Genomic DNA, 19,133 nt, shown 5'->3' on the forward strand with positions numbered 1-19,133 from the left:
GAGCGAATCCCGGGAGCATAGAGAACTATGTGACTGGGGTGAGTGAGTGCAGCCAACAAAGAGGCAACTTGAAAGATGACGGGTATAAATCAGTAATTGTGGGTTGGAGCATTAGGAGCAATTCACAAATCACCATGTTTTTATCGCGTTTTATGAATATTATATATTAATTTATTTCTCTTTGATTTCTCTGATGAAGTCAAGCGAGTAGCATTCAACTTTCAGCTTACGCGGGCCACGTGTCTCTGAGAAAAGACTTTATTTTCGTCCCCGGTTACCATCCGACTGGGATTCCTATCGGTTCATGCTTTATTTTTGTGGGCGACGACTTATGGTCAGTGTATTTGCGGATGGCATCATTGGCATCTACTGTGGAGGGGAGAAACTCATTATCGAATGTTGTCCAGATGGACGTATCTATATTTGTGGAGAAACAAATGACTTCATTTGCTGAACGAGCATCGCCTTATTCCGAAGCACTACGTTCCTCATCATTCCGGAAATTGCTTATTGGTCAAGGCTTGTCAATGATTGGTGATGCAGTCTGTTTAGCTGCCCTTCCTGTTGCGTTGATTCATGCCAAACTGAGTGGAGAGGTTTTTGGTGTCGTCATGGCTGCGGTAGGATTAGGGACGGTCATTGGGGCTGTCGCTGGAGGTCTGCTAGCAGACAGAAAGTCACCAAAACACATTCTCATTGCAACAGATACCGCCAGAGGGTTGGCGCAAGTTGCTGCAACTATGTTACTTGTGTTAAACGCCCCGTGGTGGGGATTAGTACTTGCCTATTTAATATTTGGTATTGGCATTGGCGTCTCTCGCCCATGTGCTCAAGTTCTGCTTGTAAACTTGCTACCCAAGCAAGCCTTAGTGGCAGGAAATGGAGCCATGAATTTTATAGATAACTTTGTGGCAGTAGTCTTTCCTGCCACAGTAGGAGTTATGATCATATTGTGGGAACCAGCATGGGGAATACTGGTTGATGGTATTACGTTTTTCGCAGCAGCTCTTTTTACTGCCCTGATACCCGATATAGGGGTTCGTGGTTCTGATAATAAATTCTCTATACGTGAGGTATTGAACGGTATCACAGTCATTACTGGTAACTCTGTATTGCTACTCGGATTTATCGCGACATTGATCCTGAATGTGTTGTGTTTCCCTATTTTCTTAGTCATCGCTCCATACGTAATCAGTGATAGATTCAGCGATACAATGTGGGGGTTTTGTCTGGCAGCTTCGGGAGCTGGTGCATGTATTGGCTCTGTTATTACAGTACTTACTGCTGGTCACCAACGTCTAATAAGACTTGCCGTGATTTGTGGTTTATTTCTCTGTAGTGCAATGCTTTTATTGGGGATAGGAGGCTTCTCTTGGATGGTCATTCTGGGGGCAATGTTTGTTGGGATTGTTGAAGCATCCTGGCTTACTGGTTGGGCCACTGCTATGCAAACCCTCTCTCCAGAAAAAGACCTTGGAAAAGTTGTAGCGGTAGATACTTTTGTTACCAGTGGTGCACACCCATTCATTTATCTTGGAGCAGGAATCATCGGTGCAACAGTGGGATATTCTGAAACTCTAACATTGACTGCAATCGTCAGTGCTATTGGAATCATTGCTATCGCACTTGCTGCGATCACTCGCAAAATATGAAAGGAGAATAACATGTCACTGACCACCATTATTAAAGATACCCCAATATGGGTCTGGATTCTTTTTGTTTTTCTCATCAGGCGCGGGATCAGTGCCTTGTCCGATCGTGAAATGCGAATTGATCGTCTTTTCTTACTACCAATAGTATTTCTGGTCTGGGGAGTATATAGCGTCATTTATGAAACCACATTCTCAGATTTAGCCTTGATAACGATGATAGCGGGTTTATTTGTCGGGATTGTAATAGGATGGGGTCTGTGGCGTTCTCAACCAAGATTACGTGAAAAAGCAGGCAGTGATTTAATCATCCGTCCTGGTACTTGGTTAACGCTGACGCTGATTGTTATCACATTTATCGTTAAGTTTATTATTATGGCGATGTTAAGTATTCACCCTGCGTTGTTGCATTCGTTACACTTCAATCTGTTTTTTGGCTTTAGTAATGGTGTGCTTGACGGTATTTTCTGGGGCGGAACACTAAATCTTTTTATTCCTTGGTATAGAAACAGGACCAAGAACGTCTACAAATAGTGTTTATGAAACCAAATAGCATTTATGAAACCAAATAGTGTGATTGCAAAAACTCGGGATGGCAAAATGCCCGATGAGTTATTTAAAGAAATAAAGAAGCGTTTGCTGAGGACCCTATTTACTCACAGAATAATCTTACTATGCGAAACTGCATATTATAATTAACGGGCCAATCGGCCCGTTTAAAGATTTACGCATCGCTACTGACTGGCGCTTCCGGTTTTGGATTACCGGAAGGTTTACGGCGTTTACCGATATTTTTACTATCCCGATGACGTATTTTGGCTTTTTTCTTCGATTCTTCCGCTTTCTTTTTCTCTTTGCGTTTAGCCAATACTTTTTTCGATGGCTTATTGCGGGCTTTATCACTTGGTGCTTTGGTTGTTGGGCGAAGTTCATCAACCATCCGCGATTTTAGTGGTTCATTCAGATAGCGACTGATTTTGCCTAATAAAGGATGATCATGCGCTTCCACTAAGGTAATTGCAGTACCTTTGCGACCTGCACGAGCTGTCCGGCCGATACGGTGTAGATAAACATCGGCAGTACGCGGTAAATCGAAGTTGAATACATGGCTGATATCATCAATATCCAATCCACGGGCAGCAACATCTGTTGCAACCAGAACAGTGACGCTGCCATCATTCAGGAGCTTAACTGCTTCCGTCCTTTTCGCCTGTACCATTTCCCCTTCAAGGAACCGGGCTTTAATGCCGGCTTGATGCAATTCACCCACAAGTTCGTGTACACGTTCACGTTTGCGAACAAAAATAATGGATTTAGTGACATCAGGTTGTTTCAGTAAATGGCAGAGCAGGGCTGTTTTGTGTACCGAATTATCTGCACGGTAGTAAAATTGCTGGATTTTTTTGCGTTCACGGCGTGAGGGTTCAGCATCAATTTCAACTGGATCTTCCAGTAAACGTTCAGCAAAATCACGAATGGCTTCCCCTTCCAGAGTAGCAGAGAACAACATGGTCTGTTTGCGCCAACGGGTTTCACCCGCTATGGTTTCAATATCATTGGCAAAACCCATATCCAGCATACGATCGGCTTCATCAAGGATCAGTGTTTCAACTGCCCGGCAATCAAAGTTTTCTTCCTTGATATATTGCAGCAGACGGCCTGTAGTGGCGACGACAATATCTTGATTCTCGCTGAAAATTTCTGCGTGATTCATATAGGCTACGCCGCCAGTAATGGTAGCGATATCCAAATGGGTATGCGCAGCGAATTCTTTTGCCTGATCTGCCACTTGCATGGCTAGCTCACGGGTGGGCGTCAGGATCAGAATGCGTGGTGGTCCAGATTTCTTGCGTGGAAAATCCAATAAATGCTGCATAGCTGGCAGCAGGAAAGCTGCGGTTTTACCGGTACCGGTAGGCGCTGATCCTAGTACATCACGCCCGTCCATTGCTGCCGGAATAGCAGCAGCCTGAATTGCTGTCGGGCGGGAGTAACCTTTATCGTTCAGGGCGTCAAGCAGGCGTTCATCAAGTTCAAGTTCAGAAAAGTTTGTTGCAGTCATCATATACCTCTGTTTAGGCCGCCGATTATAAACAGGTTGGGCGCATTGTTCATCTATTAAAGCGGTCAATTAAGGTAGATAGCTTTTACCGAAACATAATAACCCTTATCCTATGGCGAAATTTTTTTATACTAAATAGATGCAGGTTATTAATTTGAAACAGAAACGACTTTTACGCCGAGGTGGATTTACTTTCAAGCAATTTTTTGTTGGTCATGATCGGTGTGCGATGAAAGTCGGGACTGATGGCGTTTTATTGGGAGCATGGGCCCCGGTGAGTGGCAAAAAAGCGATTTTAGATATTGGCTGTGGCAGTGGGCTCATTGCGCTGATGCTAGCACAGCGTACCGATGAAAATACTAAAATTGATGCAGTGGAACTGGATACCGAGGCCGCATTGCAGGCGCAAGATAATGCAGAGCAATCTCCTTGGCAGAAAAAGATAGATGTTTATCAGCAGGATATTGGTGATTTTGCTGAACAGTATTCGCAATGTTATGACTTAATTGTCAGTAATCCCCCCTATTTTGAACCGGCTGTTGCTTGTCGAAATGAGGCAAGGGAACAGGCTCGTTATACGGGGTCGCTGACTCACCGGCGGTTATTACAGTATGCAGAGACGTTGATTACAGAGGATGGTCTGTTTTGTGTGGTATTGCCATATGCCATTGGGGAGGAATTTGAAACAATGGCATGTCGTCTGGGCTGGTTTTCCCATCATCGGGTCAATATTCGCGACAGGCAAAGCAAGCCATTGCATCGGGTGTTATTGGCATTTTCTCGTCAGGAAAAAACCGGCTTAACCAGTGAATTAACTATTCGTCAGCCAGACGGTACATATACGCAAGAATTTCAGCAATGGGTGACGGATTTCTACCTCTATTGTTGAATTATTCATTGAGTTATTGAAAGAACCACGCCGGAACGTGGTCATGCAGAGGTCTTGCCAGCAAAAATTAGGGTGTTAAAATCGTTGGTTTTGATTCTGGCAATAAATCGGGGTAATCCAGTGTGAAATGCAGACCTCGGCTCTCTTTCCTTTCTAACGCACAACGCACGATTAATTCAGCGACTTGCACCAGATTTCGTAATTCCAACAGATTGTTAGAAATCCTGAAATTGGAATAATAATCGTGAATTTCCTGTTGCAACATATTAATACGGCGTAATGCTCGTTCCAGGCGTTTGGTTGTACGCACAATGCCGACGTAATCCCACATAAATAGGCGTAATTCGTGCCAGTTGTGTTGAATGACGACCTGTTCATCTGAATTGTCAACCCGGCTCTCATCCCAGAAAGGGAGTTGCGGTACTTCTGCTATTGTTTCAATCTGTTGTTGGATACTCTCCGCAGCAGACCAGCCATACACTAGGCACTCCAGCAGAGAGTTAGATGCCATACGGTTTGCGCCGTGCAGACCTGTATAGCTGACTTCACCGATAGCGTATAAATTGTTGAGGTCAGTATGTCCCTGATGATCGACAACAATACCACCGCAGGTGTAATGGGCAGCAGGAACGATTGGAATCGGTTCTTTTGTTAGATCAAAACCCAGTGTCAGCAATTTTTCATAAATCATTGGAAAATGTTGGATAATGAAATCCGCTGGTTTATGGCTGATATCCAGAAACATGCAGTCAGCACCCAGGCGTTTCATTTCATGGTCAATCGCTCGTGCTACGATATCGCGAGGGGCGAGTTCAGCACGTTCATCGAAATCAAGCATAAAACGGCTACCATCGGGGCGTTTCAGATATGCGCCTTCACCTCGCAGGGCTTCTGTCAACAGGAAATTGCGTGCCTGTGGATGGAAAAGACAAGTCGGATGAAACTGGTTAAATTCGAGATTGGCGATGCGGCAGCCCGCGCGCCATGCCATTGCAATGCCATCGCCGGATGAAATATCGGGATTGGTCGTATATTGATAGACTTTAGCCGCACCGCCTGTTGCCAGTACCACGACCTTCGCGCGATAAGTTTCCACCTGTTCTTGCTGACGGTTCCAGATATAAGCGCCGACGACTCGGTTTTCACCATCTAACCGGGCTTTATTTGATGTAATTAAATCAACCGCGTTGCAGCGCTCTCTCACCGTGATATTTGGATGAGACATCGCTTTATCAACCAGTGTCGTTTCTACCTCTTTGCCGGTTGTATCAGCATGATGCAGAATACGACGATGGCTGTGACCACCTTCGCGGGTCAGATGATATTGTTTTTCTCCATCTTCGCTGGTTTCTGTATCAAACATAACACCTTGATCAATCAACCATTGCACGCAATGACGGGCATTACTGGTGATAAACTCAACAGCGCTTTTATCGCAAAGCCCTGCCCCGGCAATAAGGGTATCTTCAACATGAGATGTGATACTGTCCGTTTTATCAAATACAGCGGCGATACCACCCTGTGCATAATAGGATGCACCTTCACTAAGAATACTCTTACTTAATACCGTGATTTTATATTGTGAGGCTAGCCGTAAAGCCAGAGATAGGCCAGCGACACCGCTGCCAATAATAAGTACATCGCTGTAATGTTGAGAGAATAATGATTGCATAATTGATGATGTATGAATGAAGATGGGTAAAAATCATGTTAGCCTATCAGATATTATCAAAGCTATGATTGCAACAAAATGATGACAAAAATTGAACTTCGCAGAATTTTATTACTCAAAGCCATGCTTGCTCAGGAATAGGACATCATGGTTAGTTCAATAAATATCAATGTGGAGCTTTGCTTCGGGAGATTTAACCTCGGATGAGCGAGCAGTTAACGGATCAAATGCTGGTCGAGCGAGTGCAGAAAGGTGACCAAAAGGCGTTTAACCTACTGGTAGTCAGATATCAGCATAAAGTGGCGAGTCTTTTATCCCGCTATATTCCGCAGGGTGATGTTCCTGACGTTGCTCAGGAAACATTTATTAAAGCCTATCGGGCATTGGCTTCGTTTCGTGGTGATAGTGCTTTTTATACTTGGTTGTATCGTATAGCAGTAAATACTGCAAAGAATTATCTGACCTCTCAAGGGCGCCGTCCGCCGTCCAGTGATTTGGATGCCAGTGACGCAGAAAATTATGAAATTTCGAGTGCATTAAAAGAAATTTCGAACCCTGAGAATTTAATGTTGTCAGAAGAATTGAGGCAGGTGGTTTTCCGCACCATTGAATCTCTTCCCGAAGATTTGCGAATAGCAATAACGCTGAGGGAATTAGATGGGTTAAGCTATGAAGAAATAGCCACCATTATGGGTTGTCCGGTTGGTACGGTTCGTTCCCGCATCTTCCGTGCAAGGGAAGCCATTGAGGATAACATTCAACCACTGATTTAAAATTAAAAATAGTGGAACAATACTGAAGGGTACTTTGGCATGCAAAGAGAAAAACTTTCCGCATTGATGGATGGCGAAACTCTTGATAGTGAAGTCGTTAGTATTTTGTCTAAAGATTCTGTAATGCAGAAACGCTGGGAAAATTACCACTTGATCCGTGACACATTGCGCGGTGATGTGACGGAAGTACTGCACTTGGATATTGCTAGTCGGGTTGCATTGGCACTTGAAAAAGAGCCGGTTCATTCCGTCCTTGAGGCTATTCCTGAATCTCAGCCTCAACCAGAGAGCTGGCAAAAAATGCCGTTCTGGCAAAAGCTTCGTCCTTGGGTGAGTCAAATGGTTCAAGTAAGTGTTGCAGCCTGTGTTTCGCTGGCTGTATTGGTTGGTGTACAGCAGTACAACAGCCATAGTGCTGAGGATCTTGAATATCAATCTGATACGCCTGCATTTAACACTTTGCCAATGATGGGATCGGCTTCTCCGGTGAGTTTGGGAGTGCCTTCTGGTGATGATGTATTTGGCAATGATCAGCGCATTCAAATGCAGGAGCGTAATAAACGTATTAACATCATGCTGCAACAATATGAACTCGATCGCCGTGTGCATTTTAAGCAAAATGACGAACGGGGAATTTCGCCACAGGTTGCTATTCCGGTTCCCGGAACGCAATCTTTAGGAACACAATAGCAGTAATGAAACATATTTGGTTTTCCGTTTGCTTGCTGGCGGGCTGCTTGTTTGCTCCTTTACAAGCTTCGGCGCAGCTCAGCAGCGCTGAAGTTTTGTTGCAGGAGATGGGTAATGCCACTCAGTCTCTGACTTACGAGCTTGCTTTTATTAATCTCAACCAGCAGTCAATCGTCTCAGTTCGTTATCGCCACGCCGTTATCGATGATATTCCAATTGCTCAGATTATGCAGATGGATGGTTCTCGTAGGGAGATTGTCCAGCGTGGTAATGAGATCAGTTATTTTGAACCTGGATTAGATGCTTTCAGCCTTAGCGGTAATCATATTATTGATTATTTACCAGCCGTCATTTTTGCTGACTTCAATCAGTTGAAAAAATATTACAATTTCATTGATGTTGGTCGTACCCATATCGGTGATCGGCCTTGTAGGGTTGTACGTATCACCTCCAAAGATGAAGTGCGTTATAATTATATTTTACTGATCGACGAAGAGACTCATTTGCCATTACGTATTGATTTACTGGATCGTGATAGTGAGGCGCTTGAGCAATTTAGGGTTGTTTCTTCCACCATCGGTGGGGGTATCAATGATGCAATGAGTGTGATTACTCGCTTGAATATGCCGCCAATGCTGGTCATTCCACCGTCAGAAAAGGTCGTATTCAATTGGAAAGTGGGTAAATTGCCGGCTGGTTTCGTTGAGGTTTCGCGTAACCGTCGTAAATTGTCAAATAGTGACTCACTTGAATCCATTATGTTCAGTGATGGCCTATTTAGTTTTTCCGTGAATGTGACTAATGTTAATAAGACCGGTAAGTTGGAATATCCTCTCCGTCGTGGGCCCCGAACGATTTATAGTGTGATACGTGGAGCAAATGAGGTGACAATTATTGGTGAATTGCCATTGGCAACCGCCAAGCGTATCGCCGCTGGTGTTGCGTTTATAGGAGCTGATTGATGGTCAAAGAATGGGCAACAGTAATTCACTGGCAACAGGGGCGGGCATTATTACGTTATGGTTCCTCTTCTGGTTGTGGCAGTTGTCAGGCGCGAGCGACGTGTGGTTCTTATTTGCTTAATAAATTAGGGGCTGATGGCATACATCAGCTTGAACTTGAGATTTTACAACCGTTGCAACCGGGGCAAAAAGTGGAAGTTGGGATTCCTGAGGGGAGCTTATTACGTTCGGCGTTGCTGGTTTATTTGACTCCGCTGATTGGGCTATTCCTTGGTAGTGCACTTTTTCAGTTATGGATGACCAATCAATTATGGGTGTTTTGTGGCGGTGTTTTAGGCGGCGCGTTAGGATTCTTCTCTGCCCGCAGAATCGCCACTTACTGGGATAATCGGCAGGAATATCAACCTGTCGTTTTGCAAATCGGCTTGCCTCCTGATGCCATTCACATTCAGCAGCGGGAATAAACCTACTTTAATCATCCAAGACGTCTAACAATTCATACTTTAAAGCCGCAGGCATGACTAGGTTTTCGTAGATTTGGCATGTAGAATACAGCCTTTCAGGCCGGTGGCCGACCTAATAAACCGTCGCTTTATGTCCCTCTGTGTGTCCATTAGGCGAATGATTCAGAAATATCAAGGCAGAAAAATATTTATAATGAAGCAAATACGAAATTTCTCCATTATTGCTCACATTGACCACGGTAAGTCGACGTTATCTGACCGTATTATTCAAATTTGTGGTGGCTTAACAGATCGTGAGATGGCAGAGCAAGTGCTAGATTCAATGGATCTTGAGCGTGAGCGTGGTATCACCATTAAAGCCCAAAGCGTTACCTTGGATTACAAGGCGAATGATGGGCAACTCTATCAATTAAACTTTATCGATACGCCGGGGCACGTTGATTTCTCATATGAAGTTTCCCGTTCACTAGCTGCCTGCGAAGGGGCATTGCTGGTGGTTGATGCGGGACAGGGAGTGGAAGCCCAGACGCTGGCTAACTGTTATACCGCGTTGGATATGGATCTTGAAGTTGTTCCTGTGCTGAATAAAATTGATTTGCCAGCGGCAGAGCCTGAGCGTGTAGCGGAAGAGATCGAAGATATTGTCGGTATTGATGCTACCGATGCAGTGCGCTGTTCGGCCAAAACGGGTGTTGGTGTACAAGACGTCATTGAGCGCTTGGTTAAAGAGATTCCAGCACCGGAAGGCGATCCTGATGCGCCATTACAGGCTCTTATCATTGACTCATGGTTTGATAATTACCTTGGTGTTGTCTCCTTGGTGCGGATTAAAAACGGTACCTTGCGCAAGGGTGATAAAATCAAGGTAATGAGTACCGGCCAGGTATATAACGCCGATCGTCTCGGCATTTTCACCCCTAAGCGTATTGATCGTGATGTATTGGGTTGTGGTGAAGTGGGCTGGCTAGTGTGTGCAATTAAAGACATTCTTGGCGCGCCTGTCGGGGATACTTTGACATTGGCCCGTCAACCTGCGGAAAAACCACTTCCGGGCTTTAAAAAAGTGAAGCCACAGGTTTATGCGGGGCTGTTCCCGGTTAGTTCTGATGACTATGAAGCATTCCGTGACGCATTAGGTAAATTGAGTCTGAATGATGCTTCGCTATTTTATGAGCCAGAAAGTTCTTCTGCATTGGGTTTTGGTTTCCGTTGCGGTTTCCTTGGCCTGTTGCATATGGAGATTATTCAAGAACGTCTGGAACGGGAATATGATCTCGACCTTATTACAACGGCCCCAACGGTTGTGTATGAAGTGGAGACAACTAGCCGCGATATTCTCTATGTGGACAGCCCATCTAAACTACCACCGCTGAATAATATTGAAGATTTGCGTGAGCCAATTGCTGAGTGTCATATGTTGTTACCTCAGGAGTACTTGGGGAACGTGATTACATTATGTGTTGAGAAACGTGGGGTGCAAACCAACATGGTTTACCACGGTAAGCAGGTTGCACTGACTTACGAAATACCGATGGCGGAAGTGGTTTTGGACTTCTTCGATCGATTGAAATCTACCTCTCGCGGTTATGCTTCACTGGATTATAATTTCACTCGTTTCCAGTCATCTGATATGGTTCGTGTGGATGTATTGATTAACGGTGAACGAGTTGATGCATTGGCGCTAATTACTCACCGTGGCAATGCACAGTACCGTGGCCGGGAACTGGTGGAGAAGATGAGAGAGCTTATTCCTCGTCAGCAGTTCGATATCGCAATTCAGGCTGCGATTGGTAATCATATTATTGCTCGCTCAACAGTGAAGCAATTGCGTAAAAACGTCTTGGCGAAGTGTTATGGTGGTGACGTCAGCCGTAAGAAAAAGCTATTGCAGAAACAGAAAGAGGGTAAGAAACGAATGAAACAAGTGGGTAACGTTGAGTTACCACAGGAAGCTTTCTTAGCCATTCTTCATGTTGGTAAAGACAATTAATAAGCTTGTAAGGAGTCTAAATGGCTAACACTTTTGCCCTGATCCTAACGTTGGCAACGTTAGTCACCGGAATTATTTGGTGTATTGATCGTTTCAAATGGGCACCAGCGCGCAAGAAAAAACTTGCCAGATTGCAAGAGTTGACTGAAGGTACAATGGATCAGGAGCATCTGGCTGAAACTATTAACAAGCCAACATGGGTGGATACTTGCTCATCTATTTTTCCTGTGTTAGCCGTGGTTCTGATCCTGCGCTCCTTTGTTTATGAGCCTTTTCAGATTCCATCGGGTTCCATGATGCCAACTTTATTGATTGGTGATTTCATTCTGGTGGAAAAATATGCATACGGATTGAAAGATCCCATCACTCAAACAACATTGATTAAGACCGGCGAGCCAAAGCGTGGTGATGTTGCCGTATTTAAATACCCGTTGGACCCCAGTTTTGACTATATCAAACGGGTGGTTGGTTTACCGGGCGATAAAATTATTTATGATCCGGCAAAGAAAGAGTTACGTATTTTTTCTAATTGCAGCAAAACAGGGAATTGTCAGGAAGAATTACCGGTTTCTTACGGTTCACTATTCCCAAGTGAATGGACAATGCAGCAATATGGTGTCGATTCCAAGGGTGAAAGTTCGAAAAAGGTCGGTGTTTTCCAAATTCCAGTTGAAGAAACGTTGCCGCCTTACAGTATGCGACAAGGTGAACGGATTGAGAATTTGGACGCGGTAACTCACCATATTTTGGAGATTCCAGGTGTACTATCGGTACCTAATTTCCGTCAGCCTGGCTTGCCAGAGGGAATGTGGGTTGTGCCCGAAGGCCACTATTTTATGATGGGTGATAACCGTGATAATAGCGCTGATAGCCGTGTATGGGGCTTTGTCCCTGAGAAGAATCTGGTCGGTCGCGCTTCCGCCATCTGGATGAGTTTTGAAAAACAGGAAGGAGAATGGCCTACCGGAGTTCGCTTCAGCCGTATTGGTGGAATTAATTAATATTTTTATATTAGCGAAGCATTAATTTTACTCGCAGTGTAGAATGTCCTTTCAAACTTAATGACTGGCTCCCAAAAGGAGCCAGTGCAAACGCAACAGTTTTGTCAGGGGTTCCTGTAACAGGTCTGTTGCGTGTGCGTTTTTATTTGACGAATTCTGACCGATATTGGTAGCACATGAATCCCATCGTAATTAACAGATTGCAGCGTAAGCTGGGGTACACTTTTGATCAGCATGATCTGCTGATACAAGCGTTAACTCATCGTAGTGCCAGCAGTAAACATAATGAGCGGCTGGAATTTCTTGGTGACTCAATCCTGAGTTTTGTTATTGCCAATGCGTTGTATCATCGTTTTCCTCGGGTTGATGAGGGGGATATGAGCCGCATGCGTGCCACATTAGTGCGTGGTAATACGCTGGCTGAATTGGCAAGGGAATTTGAATTAGGTGAATGCCTGCGTTTAGGGCCGGGGGAACTGAAAAGCGGCGGTTACCGTCGTGAATCAATACTTGCTGACACCGTTGAAGCATTGATTGGTGCGATTTTCCTTGATAGCGATATCCAGACTATTGAAAGAATTATCCTGAGATGGTACGAAACTCGCTTGAATGAGATCAGCCCTGGCGACAAACAGAAAGATCCGAAAACCCGTTTACAGGAATACTTGCAAGGGCATCATTTGCCTCTGCCGTCATATCTGGTTGTTATGGTTCGTGGTGAAGCTCACGACCAAGAATTTACTATTCACTGTCAAGTGAGCGGTATCGAACTGCCAGTTAAAGGAACAGGCTCTAGCCGTCGCAAAGCGGAACAAGCAGCGGCTGAGCAAGCATTAAAACAACTGGAGCTTGAATGAGCGAACAAGAAACCTATTGCGGCTTTGTTGCAATAGTTGGACGGCCTAATGTGGGGAAATCCACGTTGCTGAATCAGCTTTTAGGTCAAAAAGTATCTATTACTTCCCGTAAACCGCAAACGACCCGTCACCGTATTATGGGTATCCATACAGAAGGTGCTTATCAGACTATTTATGTGGATACGCCAGGGTTACATATTGAAGAAAAACGGGCGATTAACCGGCTGATGAACCGGGCTGCCAGCAGTTCTATCGGTGATGTGGAGTTGGTTATTTTTGTTGTCGAAGGGACTCATTGGACCCCGGATGACGAGATGGTACTGAACAAACTGCGTAATCTGCGTTGTCCGGTTTTATTGGCTATCAATAAAGTGGATAACGTGACCGATAAAACCAGCTTGTTGCCACATATTGGTTTTCTCAGTAAACAGATGAGTTTTCTGGATGTTGTCCCAATGAGCGCTGAAAAAGGCATGAATGTTGATACGATTGCTAAAATTGTGCGCGGATATATACCGAAAGCGACTCACCATTTCCCGGAAGATTATATTACTGACCGTTCTCAGCGGTTTATGGCTTCTGAAATCATCCGAGAAAAGCTTATGCGTTTTCTTGGTGACGAATTGCCATATTCTGTCACGGTTGAAATTGAGCAGTTCGTGGCGAACGAGCGCGGTGGTTACAAGATCCACGGTTTGATTCTGGTTGAGCGTGAAGGCCAGAAGAAAATGGTTATTGGTAATAAAGGCAGTAAAATCAAGACCATTGGTATTGAAGCCCGTCAGGATATGGAAAGACTGTTTGATGTAAAAATCCACTTAGAACTATGGGTTAAAGTTAAAGCAGGTTGGGCTGATGATGAGCGAGCGTTACGTAGCTTGGGTTACGTTGATGATTTGAAATAAGGCATCCCTGTGGACGGTTGGCAACGTGTTTTTGTTCTTCATGGGCGACCTTACAGTGAAACTAGTCTGTTACTGGATCTGTTCGCTGAAAATGAAGGGCGGATTAGCGTGTTGGCAAAAGGTGCGCGTAGCCGTCGTTCCAATTTGAAAGGCTGCTTGCAGCCATTTACCCCATTGCTGGTTCGTTGGAGTGGGCGGGGGGCAATTAAAACGCTGCGTGATGCAGATCCTATCTCTCTGGCCCTTCCGCTTACCGGCAATGTATTGTACAGCGGTTTATATATCAATGAATTGCTGTCAAGAGTGCTTGAACAGGGAACGGCTTATCCCGCCTTATTCTTTGATTATCTCCAATGTTTGCAGATTCTTGCTGCCAGTGAATATACACCGGAATATGCATTACGTCGGTTTGAACTAGCGTTGCTGGCAAATCTTGGTTATGGCGTTGATTATCTGCATTGTGCGGGCAGTGGTGAACCTGTCGCTGACACGATGACCTACCGTTATAGAGAAGAAAAAGGATTTATCGCTAGCTTGGTTGTTGATCATTACAGTTTTACCGGGCGCGAATTAAAGTCACTGGCAACTCGTGAATTCCCTGATTTTGCAACATTAAAGGCAGCAAAGCGTTTTACGCGTATTGCATTGAAACCTTATCTCGGTGGCAAGCCTTTAAAAAGTCGCGAATTATTTCGGCAGTTTGTACGTCAGAAGCCTGAAAAGAAAGAAAACTAATGAATTTGTTTCTCTTCAAGATGGAAAGTGTAAACTTGTCATATTCTAATATGACTACAGGAGATAAATATGGCTGAAGTATTATTAGGCGTTAATATCGATCACATTGCGACGGTGCGCAATGCTCGCGGCACCAATTATCCTGATCCGGTTCAAGCGGCTTTTGTTGCGGAACAGGCGGGAGCCGATGGCATTACCATTCATTTGCGTGAAGATCGCCGTCATATTACCGATCGGGATGTAGAACTGTTGAAAAAAACTATCCAGACTCGGATGAACCTTGAGATGGCCGTGACAGATGAAATGGTGGATATTGCCTGTCGTATTAAACCTGAATTTTGCTGTTTGGTGCCTGAAAAACGGCAGGAAGTGACAACAGAAGGGGGTTTGGATGTTATTGGTCAGAAAGATAAGGTTGCTGCGGCGGTTAAGCGTCTATCTGATGCGGGGATTCTTGTCTCGTTATTTATTGATGCGGAACATCGACAAATTGATGCGGCTAGTGAAGTTGGCGCACCTTTCATTGAAATTCATACTGGTGCTTATGCTGATGCAGAAAATGAAGTAGAACAGGAAAAAGAGTTTCATCGTATTAAAGCAGCCGTGACTTATGCAGCGAATAAAGGTCTAACGGTTAATGCGGGTCATGGGCTGACATATCATAATGTACAACGTATTGCTGCTCTGCCAGAAATTTATGAGTTGAATATTGGTCATGCCATTATTGGACGTGCGGTATTCAGTGGTTTGACCGCTGCGGTGGCGGATATGAAAACCCAAATGCGGAAAGCTCGCCGTTAATGGCTATTATTGGGTTAGGTACAGATATTGTTGAAATTGCCCGTATTGAAGGGGTTGTCGAGCGCTCAGGTGAGCGCTTGGCAAAACGCATTCTCAGTGAATTAGAATGGGAACAATATCAGCAACATGAAAAACCGGTTCGTTTTTTGGCTAAGCGCTTTGCGGTAAAAGAAGCCGCAGCAAAGGCATTAGGTACGGGTATCCGTAATGGGCTGGCATTTAACCAGTTTGAAGTGGTCAATGATGCACTGGGAAAACCGATTTTGCGACTCTATGGTGCGGCAGCAGCGTTGGCTCAGCAATTAGGGGCGACCTCTTTGCATGTGACATTGGCTGATGAGCGCCGCTATGCCTGTGCGACCGTTATTCTTGAGCGTTGATTTCAGATTTTATCCGCATGATGCAGTAATACAAATTTATCCCACAGTTGCTCTTCTGTTTCTTGTCGGTCTGGATCGGTGATAATGGTATTATTTATCGGACAGACTGATTGACAGGTTGGAACATCATAATGACCGATGCATTCGGTGCAACGGTCGGCATCAATCTCATAAATTTCATCTCCCATCGATATAGCCTGATTGGGACATTCGGGTTCACACATATCACAATTAATACAGCTTTTTTTGATTAATAACGACATTTCAATAGATTAACTTATTTTTCATTTTATATTTGTTTTTTCATTCTTTTGGGAAAGAACAGCTCGAATAATAACAAAATATTTATGGCTGTTGTAGTATTAGTAATAACAAAATAATTAAGGCCGGGTTCTGCCTGAATCCCGGTCTTTTTGCTAATTATGATAATGGCGCAATTGGCCAGTCAATTTCCGGTGCTGTTGAAGTATCAACCCGGTTAAGCATCACTCGGTATTTTTTCCATTCTTTGATTAATCGTATTTCTTCGTCTGTTGCGATATCAAGTTCCATAGCATCAGAAAGTGGGGTTATTTTTTCATTTGCGTGAGAGATAAATTGCGTTCTTTGGCTTTCCGCTATGGATATCAACTCCTCTTTTGTTGGTGGTGGAATATCTTCCCAACAAGGAAGACCATCTTCGCCAGAGGAAAGTATTTTTCCTGTGGGCGGGATTCCCGAAAACTCATTGAATATGTTATCAGTTACAGGTAAAGGGTCATTTGGCCATGAGCCCGCTGCAATATAATTCTGTTGTAATAATAGTGGATAAAATGCTTTATTTGATGCGCTAAATACATAGTTTTTGTTATTCATAATTCTTTACCAATTTTAATTAAATAATCATAATGGTAAATTGATTATTTCTAATTAATATCCTATTGCCCTAAAAAATACTCCAACAGGAGAAGAAGTGTTATTAGCAGTAGGACTCCTATAGCATTGGAATTGACTCCGGCTTACTATGGCTACTGAACATATTCCGGCGTCTTGGGGGTTATAACCGCCATGAGTTAACGTAATATTTAAACATGCGTTAGGAAATGGTATTGGAAAAGTATTTAAATACCCAGCCTCAAGAGAGCCATGACCGTTAGCCAGTACAAATCCCCATGTTTCAATTAAACCTGAAGGTAATTTTTGCCAACCAGCGCTAGCTAAATTTGCGGTAAAATACGACATATCTGGAATTTGATTAACACCAATGCCCACTTCTCGTTTCGCAGCTTCATTTAAACCCAGGTTTTTTACAAACTCATTTTTATTGGGAATATCTGCCCCGTTTTTTGCTTTTTCCAATGCGAAATCGGAAATTTGATTTGTAAATTTTTTTTCTAGCGCTCTATTTAATTGAGCTTTGATCTTAACGGTATCACCCTCATCGAGAACATCACTGTCAGATTCTGTCGCGATAAAGTCAGCTACAACAGAGGCTATTGTGGATGATTGACGTAACGCTTTATTTAACACATGACGGAAAATTCTATCTTCTTCTGGAAACCCAGTTTTTAAAATTTGCTCTCCTTCATATGTTGCCTGGCTCACTACATTAGCGTTATTACCAATAGAAAACGCTTTAAAATCGTTTTTTGGATTCATATATATTTCCCTAAAATTCAATGGCGGGTTTTATAGATAATATCTTAAATTATTGTAGAGAAATTTCTCAACGCTCATAGTCTAGAGATAAAAAGGAATAATTAAATATCTTTATATATTATGGGGTTAATTATTTTTCGCATGTTTTAAGTAAGAAATAATTCAATATATTTCAGTTGAAAATATATCGGAATAATTCAGTTTCTCTTGTGAACTATCTTAAGTAATTTCCATGTTGAAAGATTTATTCTGGAAAGTAAATTTTGATGACGTGCAAGATCATTAATGTCGTATGAGCTATAAAGTCTTGGCGAAGAAGAGTTTGGATGATAATAGAATATTTACTATTGTAGTATTAGCAATAATAAAATGATTAAGGCCGGGTTCTGCTTGAATCCCGGTCTTTTTACTAATTATGATAATGGCGCAATTGGCCAGTCAATTTCCGGTACTGTTGAAGTATCAACCCGGTTAAGCATCACTCGGTATTTTTTCCATTCTTTGAGTAATAGTACTTCTTCGTCTGTTGCTATATCAAGTTCTTCTGCATCAGAAAGTGGGGTTATTTTTTCATTTGCGTAAGATATAAGTTGCGTTCTTTGGCTTTCCGCTATGGATATCAACTCCTCTTTTGTTGGTGGTGGAATATCTTCCCAACAAGGAAGACCATCTTCGCCAGAGGAAAGTATTTTTCCTATGGGGGGGGATTCCCGAAAACTCATTGAATATGTTATCAGTTACAGGTAAAGGGTCATTTGGCCATGAGCCAGCCTCAATATACTCCTGTTGTAATAATAGTGGATAAAATGATTTATTTAATGCGCTAAATACATAGTTTTTATCGTTCATATTAATACCCTATTGCTCTATAAAATGCTGCTACAGGAGTTTGTAAATTTGGAATACTGCTAAAACATTGGAATTGGGCATTATTGACTATCATTATTGAAAATATGCCAGCATGTTGAGGTGCATTACCAACGTGAGTTAATGTGACGTTGAGACATGTATTTGGGAATGGGATTGGAAAGTTATTTAAAGCACCAGGTTCGGCATAATCATTACCTTTTACTGATGCTATTCCCCACATTTCAATTAAGCCCGAAGGTAATTTTTGCCAGCCAGCCTTAGCTAAGTTTGCGGTGAAAAACGACATGTCTGGAATTTGATTAACATCAGTGCCCACATCTCGTTTTGCCGCTTCATTTAAACCCAGGTTTTTTATAAACTCATTTTTATTAGGAATGTCTGCCCCGTTTTTTGTTTTTTCCAATGCGAAATCGGAAATTTGATTTGTAAATTTTTTTTCTAGCGCTCTATTTAATTGAGCTTTGAGCTTAACGGTATCACCCTCATCGAGAACATCACTGTCAGATTCTGTGGCGATAAAATCAGCTACAACAGAAGATATTGTGGACGATTGACGTAACGCTTTATTTAACACATGACGGGAAATACTATCTTCTTCTGGAAACCCAGTTTTTAAAATTTCCTCTCTTTCATATCTTGCTTGACTCACTACATTGGCATTATTACCAATAGAAAACGCTTTAAAATCATTTTTTGGACTCATATGTATTTTCCTAAAATTCAATAGTGGGTTTTATAGATAATATCTTAAATTATTGTAGAAATAATTTCTCAACGCTCATAGTCTAGAGATAA

The 19,133-nt window shown here is 43.1% G+C and carries 21 protein-coding genes and 1 pseudogene; 15 read left to right on the forward strand and 7 right to left on the reverse strand.

Annotation, left to right across the window (positions count from 1 at the left end; translation table 11 throughout):
* Window positions 1–295: 295 nt before the first annotated feature.
* The 3 genes and pseudogenes from EAE91_RS24875 to EAE91_RS01685 all read left to right on the forward strand — a co-directional run.
* Window positions 296–454, forward strand: a pseudogene (locus EAE91_RS24875) (hypothetical protein); the annotation flags it as partial.
* Window positions 438–1,652 carry an MFS transporter gene (locus EAE91_RS01680; RefSeq protein ID WP_339922425.1) on the forward strand — a complete coding sequence of 405 codons (1,215 nt, stop codon included), beginning with the start codon at window positions 438–440 and terminating at the stop codon, window positions 1,650–1,652. The pseudogene EAE91_RS24875 and the gene EAE91_RS01680, both read left to right, overlap by 17 nt.
* Before the next feature lie 12 nt (window positions 1,653–1,664).
* On the forward strand, window positions 1,665–2,183 hold the full coding sequence (locus EAE91_RS01685) for a DUF6622 family protein (RefSeq protein ID WP_214086971.1): 519 nt from the start codon (window positions 1,665–1,667) through the stop codon (window positions 2,181–2,183).
* 190 nt (window positions 2,184–2,373) lie between these two features.
* Here the strand turns inward: EAE91_RS01685 and srmB are convergent, their stop codons facing one another.
* Window positions 2,374–3,711, reverse strand: coding sequence for an ATP-dependent RNA helicase SrmB (gene srmB / locus EAE91_RS01690; RefSeq protein ID WP_214086972.1), 1,338 nt, complete (start codon window positions 3,709–3,711; stop codon window positions 2,374–2,376).
* Window positions 3,712–3,850: 139 nt separating this feature from the next.
* On the opposite strand from srmB, the gene trmN reads away from it, so the two are divergent.
* Window positions 3,851–4,600: a tRNA(1)(Val) (adenine(37)-N(6))-methyltransferase TrmN gene (trmN, locus tag EAE91_RS01695; protein ID WP_214086973.1), complete on the forward strand. Its 750-nt coding sequence runs from the start codon at window positions 3,851–3,853 to the stop codon at window positions 4,598–4,600.
* A 67-nt stretch (window positions 4,601–4,667) separates the two neighbouring features.
* Here the strand turns inward: trmN and nadB are convergent, their stop codons facing one another.
* Window positions 4,668–6,272 carry an L-aspartate oxidase gene (gene nadB / locus EAE91_RS01700; protein ID WP_214086974.1) on the reverse strand — a complete coding sequence of 535 codons (1,605 nt, stop codon included), beginning with the start codon at window positions 6,270–6,272 and terminating at the stop codon, window positions 4,668–4,670.
* Between the two features lie 203 nt (window positions 6,273–6,475).
* Between nadB and rpoE the strand changes: the two genes are divergently transcribed.
* The 11 genes from rpoE (at window position 6,476) to acpS (ending at window position 15,830) form a co-directional block, all read left to right on the forward strand.
* On the forward strand, window positions 6,476–7,045 hold the full coding sequence (rpoE, locus tag EAE91_RS01705) for an RNA polymerase sigma factor RpoE (RefSeq protein WP_214086975.1): 570 nt from the start codon (window positions 6,476–6,478) through the stop codon (window positions 7,043–7,045).
* A 39-nt stretch (window positions 7,046–7,084) separates the two neighbouring features.
* Window positions 7,085–7,735, forward strand: a complete 651-nt coding sequence (rseA, locus tag EAE91_RS01710; RefSeq protein WP_214086976.1) for an anti-sigma-E factor RseA — start codon at window positions 7,085–7,087, stop codon at window positions 7,733–7,735.
* Between the two features lie 5 nt (window positions 7,736–7,740).
* On the forward strand, window positions 7,741–8,697 hold the full coding sequence (gene rseB / locus EAE91_RS01715; protein ID WP_214086977.1) for a sigma-E factor regulatory protein RseB: 957 nt from the start codon (window positions 7,741–7,743) through the stop codon (window positions 8,695–8,697).
* Window positions 8,697–9,161, forward strand: coding sequence for a SoxR-reducing system protein RseC (gene rseC / locus EAE91_RS01720; RefSeq protein ID WP_214086978.1), 465 nt, complete (start codon window positions 8,697–8,699; stop codon window positions 9,159–9,161). Before rseB ends, rseC begins: the two co-directional genes overlap by 1 nt.
* Before the next feature lie 193 nt (window positions 9,162–9,354).
* A complete protein-coding gene (gene lepA / locus EAE91_RS01725; protein ID WP_214086979.1) occupies window positions 9,355–11,151 on the forward strand; it encodes a translation elongation factor 4 in 1,797 nt (598 codons plus the stop codon).
* A gap of 20 nt (window positions 11,152–11,171) precedes the next feature.
* Window positions 11,172–12,152 (forward strand): signal peptidase I, encoded by a 981-nt coding sequence (gene lepB, locus EAE91_RS01730; protein WP_214086980.1) that lies wholly within the window; start codon window positions 11,172–11,174, stop codon window positions 12,150–12,152.
* 176 nt (window positions 12,153–12,328) lie between these two features.
* Window positions 12,329–13,009 (forward strand): ribonuclease III, encoded by a 681-nt coding sequence (gene rnc / locus EAE91_RS01735; protein WP_046396035.1) that lies wholly within the window; start codon window positions 12,329–12,331, stop codon window positions 13,007–13,009.
* Entirely contained in the window at window positions 13,006–13,914 is a 909-nt protein-coding gene (gene era / locus EAE91_RS01740) for a GTPase Era (protein ID WP_049582190.1), read from the forward strand. Before rnc ends, era begins: the two co-directional genes overlap by 4 nt.
* A 9-nt stretch (window positions 13,915–13,923) precedes the next feature.
* Complete coding sequence (gene recO / locus EAE91_RS01745; RefSeq protein ID WP_214086981.1) at window positions 13,924–14,649, forward strand: DNA repair protein RecO; 726 nt, start codon at window positions 13,924–13,926, stop codon at window positions 14,647–14,649.
* Between the two features lie 69 nt (window positions 14,650–14,718).
* Window positions 14,719–15,450, forward strand: a complete 732-nt coding sequence (gene pdxJ, locus EAE91_RS01750; RefSeq protein ID WP_214086982.1) for a pyridoxine 5'-phosphate synthase — start codon at window positions 14,719–14,721, stop codon at window positions 15,448–15,450.
* Window positions 15,450–15,830, forward strand: a complete 381-nt coding sequence (gene acpS, locus EAE91_RS01755) for a holo-ACP synthase (RefSeq protein ID WP_011147524.1) — start codon at window positions 15,450–15,452, stop codon at window positions 15,828–15,830. The genes pdxJ and acpS overlap by 1 nt, the downstream gene beginning before the upstream one ends.
* 2 nt (window positions 15,831–15,832) lie before the next feature.
* On the opposite strand, the gene EAE91_RS01760 is transcribed toward acpS, so the two are convergent.
* The 5 genes from EAE91_RS01760 to EAE91_RS01780 all read right to left on the reverse strand — a co-directional run bounded on the left by EAE91_RS01760 (window position 15,833) and on the right by EAE91_RS01780 (window position 19,041).
* Window positions 15,833–16,093 (reverse strand): YfhL family 4Fe-4S dicluster ferredoxin, encoded by a 261-nt coding sequence (locus EAE91_RS01760; RefSeq protein WP_214086983.1) that lies wholly within the window; start codon window positions 16,091–16,093, stop codon window positions 15,833–15,835.
* Window positions 16,094–16,250: 157 nt separating this feature from the next.
* Window positions 16,251–16,685: a tail fiber assembly protein gene (locus EAE91_RS01765; RefSeq protein WP_214086984.1), complete on the reverse strand. Its 435-nt coding sequence runs from the start codon at window positions 16,683–16,685 to the stop codon at window positions 16,251–16,253.
* Between the two features lie 54 nt (window positions 16,686–16,739).
* Window positions 16,740–17,468 carry a gp53-like domain-containing protein gene (locus EAE91_RS01770; RefSeq protein WP_214086985.1) on the reverse strand — a complete coding sequence of 243 codons (729 nt, stop codon included), beginning with the start codon at window positions 17,466–17,468 and terminating at the stop codon, window positions 16,740–16,742.
* A 413-nt stretch (window positions 17,469–17,881) separates the two neighbouring features.
* Window positions 17,882–18,190 carry a tail fiber assembly protein gene (locus EAE91_RS01775; protein ID WP_376744721.1) on the reverse strand — a complete coding sequence of 103 codons (309 nt, stop codon included), beginning with the start codon at window positions 18,188–18,190 and terminating at the stop codon, window positions 17,882–17,884.
* A 128-nt stretch (window positions 18,191–18,318) separates the two neighbouring features.
* Window positions 18,319–19,041, reverse strand: a complete 723-nt coding sequence (locus EAE91_RS01780; RefSeq protein WP_214086986.1) for a gp53-like domain-containing protein — start codon at window positions 19,039–19,041, stop codon at window positions 18,319–18,321.
* Window positions 19,042–19,133: the final 92 nt, after the last annotated feature.

The sequence above is a fragment of the Photorhabdus noenieputensis genome (assembly GCF_018448935.1).
Taxonomy (GTDB): Bacteria; Pseudomonadota; Gammaproteobacteria; order Enterobacterales; family Enterobacteriaceae; genus Photorhabdus; species Photorhabdus noenieputensis.

Excerpts from the sequence above, each read along its gene's own strand:
- EAE91_RS01680 (WP_339922425.1), top strand. The coding sequence starts at position 438 with ATGACTTCATTTGCTGAACGAGCATCGCCTTATTCCGAAGCACTACGT.
- EAE91_RS01685 (WP_214086971.1), top strand. The coding sequence starts at position 1,665 with ATGTCACTGACCACCATTATTAAAGATACCCCAATATGGGTCTGGATT.
- srmB (WP_214086972.1), bottom strand. The coding sequence starts at position 3,711 with ATGACTGCAACAAACTTTTCTGAACTTGAACTTGATGAACGCCTGCTT.
- trmN (WP_214086973.1), top strand. The coding sequence starts at position 3,851 with ATGCAGGTTATTAATTTGAAACAGAAACGACTTTTACGCCGAGGTGGA.
- nadB (WP_214086974.1), bottom strand. The coding sequence starts at position 6,272 with ATGCAATCATTATTCTCTCAACATTACAGCGATGTACTTATTATTGGC.
- rpoE (WP_214086975.1), top strand. The coding sequence starts at position 6,476 with ATGAGCGAGCAGTTAACGGATCAAATGCTGGTCGAGCGAGTGCAGAAA.
- rseA (WP_214086976.1), top strand. The coding sequence starts at position 7,085 with ATGCAAAGAGAAAAACTTTCCGCATTGATGGATGGCGAAACTCTTGAT.
- rseB (WP_214086977.1), top strand. The coding sequence starts at position 7,741 with ATGAAACATATTTGGTTTTCCGTTTGCTTGCTGGCGGGCTGCTTGTTT.
- rseC (WP_214086978.1), top strand. The coding sequence starts at position 8,697 with ATGGTCAAAGAATGGGCAACAGTAATTCACTGGCAACAGGGGCGGGCA.
- lepA (WP_214086979.1), top strand. The coding sequence starts at position 9,355 with ATGAAGCAAATACGAAATTTCTCCATTATTGCTCACATTGACCACGGT.
- lepB (WP_214086980.1), top strand. The coding sequence starts at position 11,172 with ATGGCTAACACTTTTGCCCTGATCCTAACGTTGGCAACGTTAGTCACC.
- rnc (WP_046396035.1), top strand. The coding sequence starts at position 12,329 with ATGAATCCCATCGTAATTAACAGATTGCAGCGTAAGCTGGGGTACACT.
- era (WP_049582190.1), top strand. The coding sequence starts at position 13,006 with ATGAGCGAACAAGAAACCTATTGCGGCTTTGTTGCAATAGTTGGACGG.
- pdxJ (WP_214086982.1), top strand. The coding sequence starts at position 14,719 with ATGGCTGAAGTATTATTAGGCGTTAATATCGATCACATTGCGACGGTG.
- acpS (WP_011147524.1), top strand. The coding sequence starts at position 15,450 with ATGGCTATTATTGGGTTAGGTACAGATATTGTTGAAATTGCCCGTATT.
- EAE91_RS01760 (WP_214086983.1), bottom strand. The coding sequence starts at position 16,093 with ATGTCGTTATTAATCAAAAAAAGCTGTATTAATTGTGATATGTGTGAA.
- EAE91_RS01765 (WP_214086984.1), bottom strand. The coding sequence starts at position 16,685 with ATGAATAACAAAAACTATGTATTTAGCGCATCAAATAAAGCATTTTAT.
- EAE91_RS01770 (WP_214086985.1), bottom strand. The coding sequence starts at position 17,468 with ATGAATCCAAAAAACGATTTTAAAGCGTTTTCTATTGGTAATAACGCT.
- EAE91_RS01775 (WP_376744721.1), bottom strand. The coding sequence starts at position 18,190 with ATGAGTTTTCGGGAATCCCCCCCCATAGGAAAAATACTTTCCTCTGGC.
- EAE91_RS01780 (WP_214086986.1), bottom strand. The coding sequence starts at position 19,041 with ATGAGTCCAAAAAATGATTTTAAAGCGTTTTCTATTGGTAATAATGCC.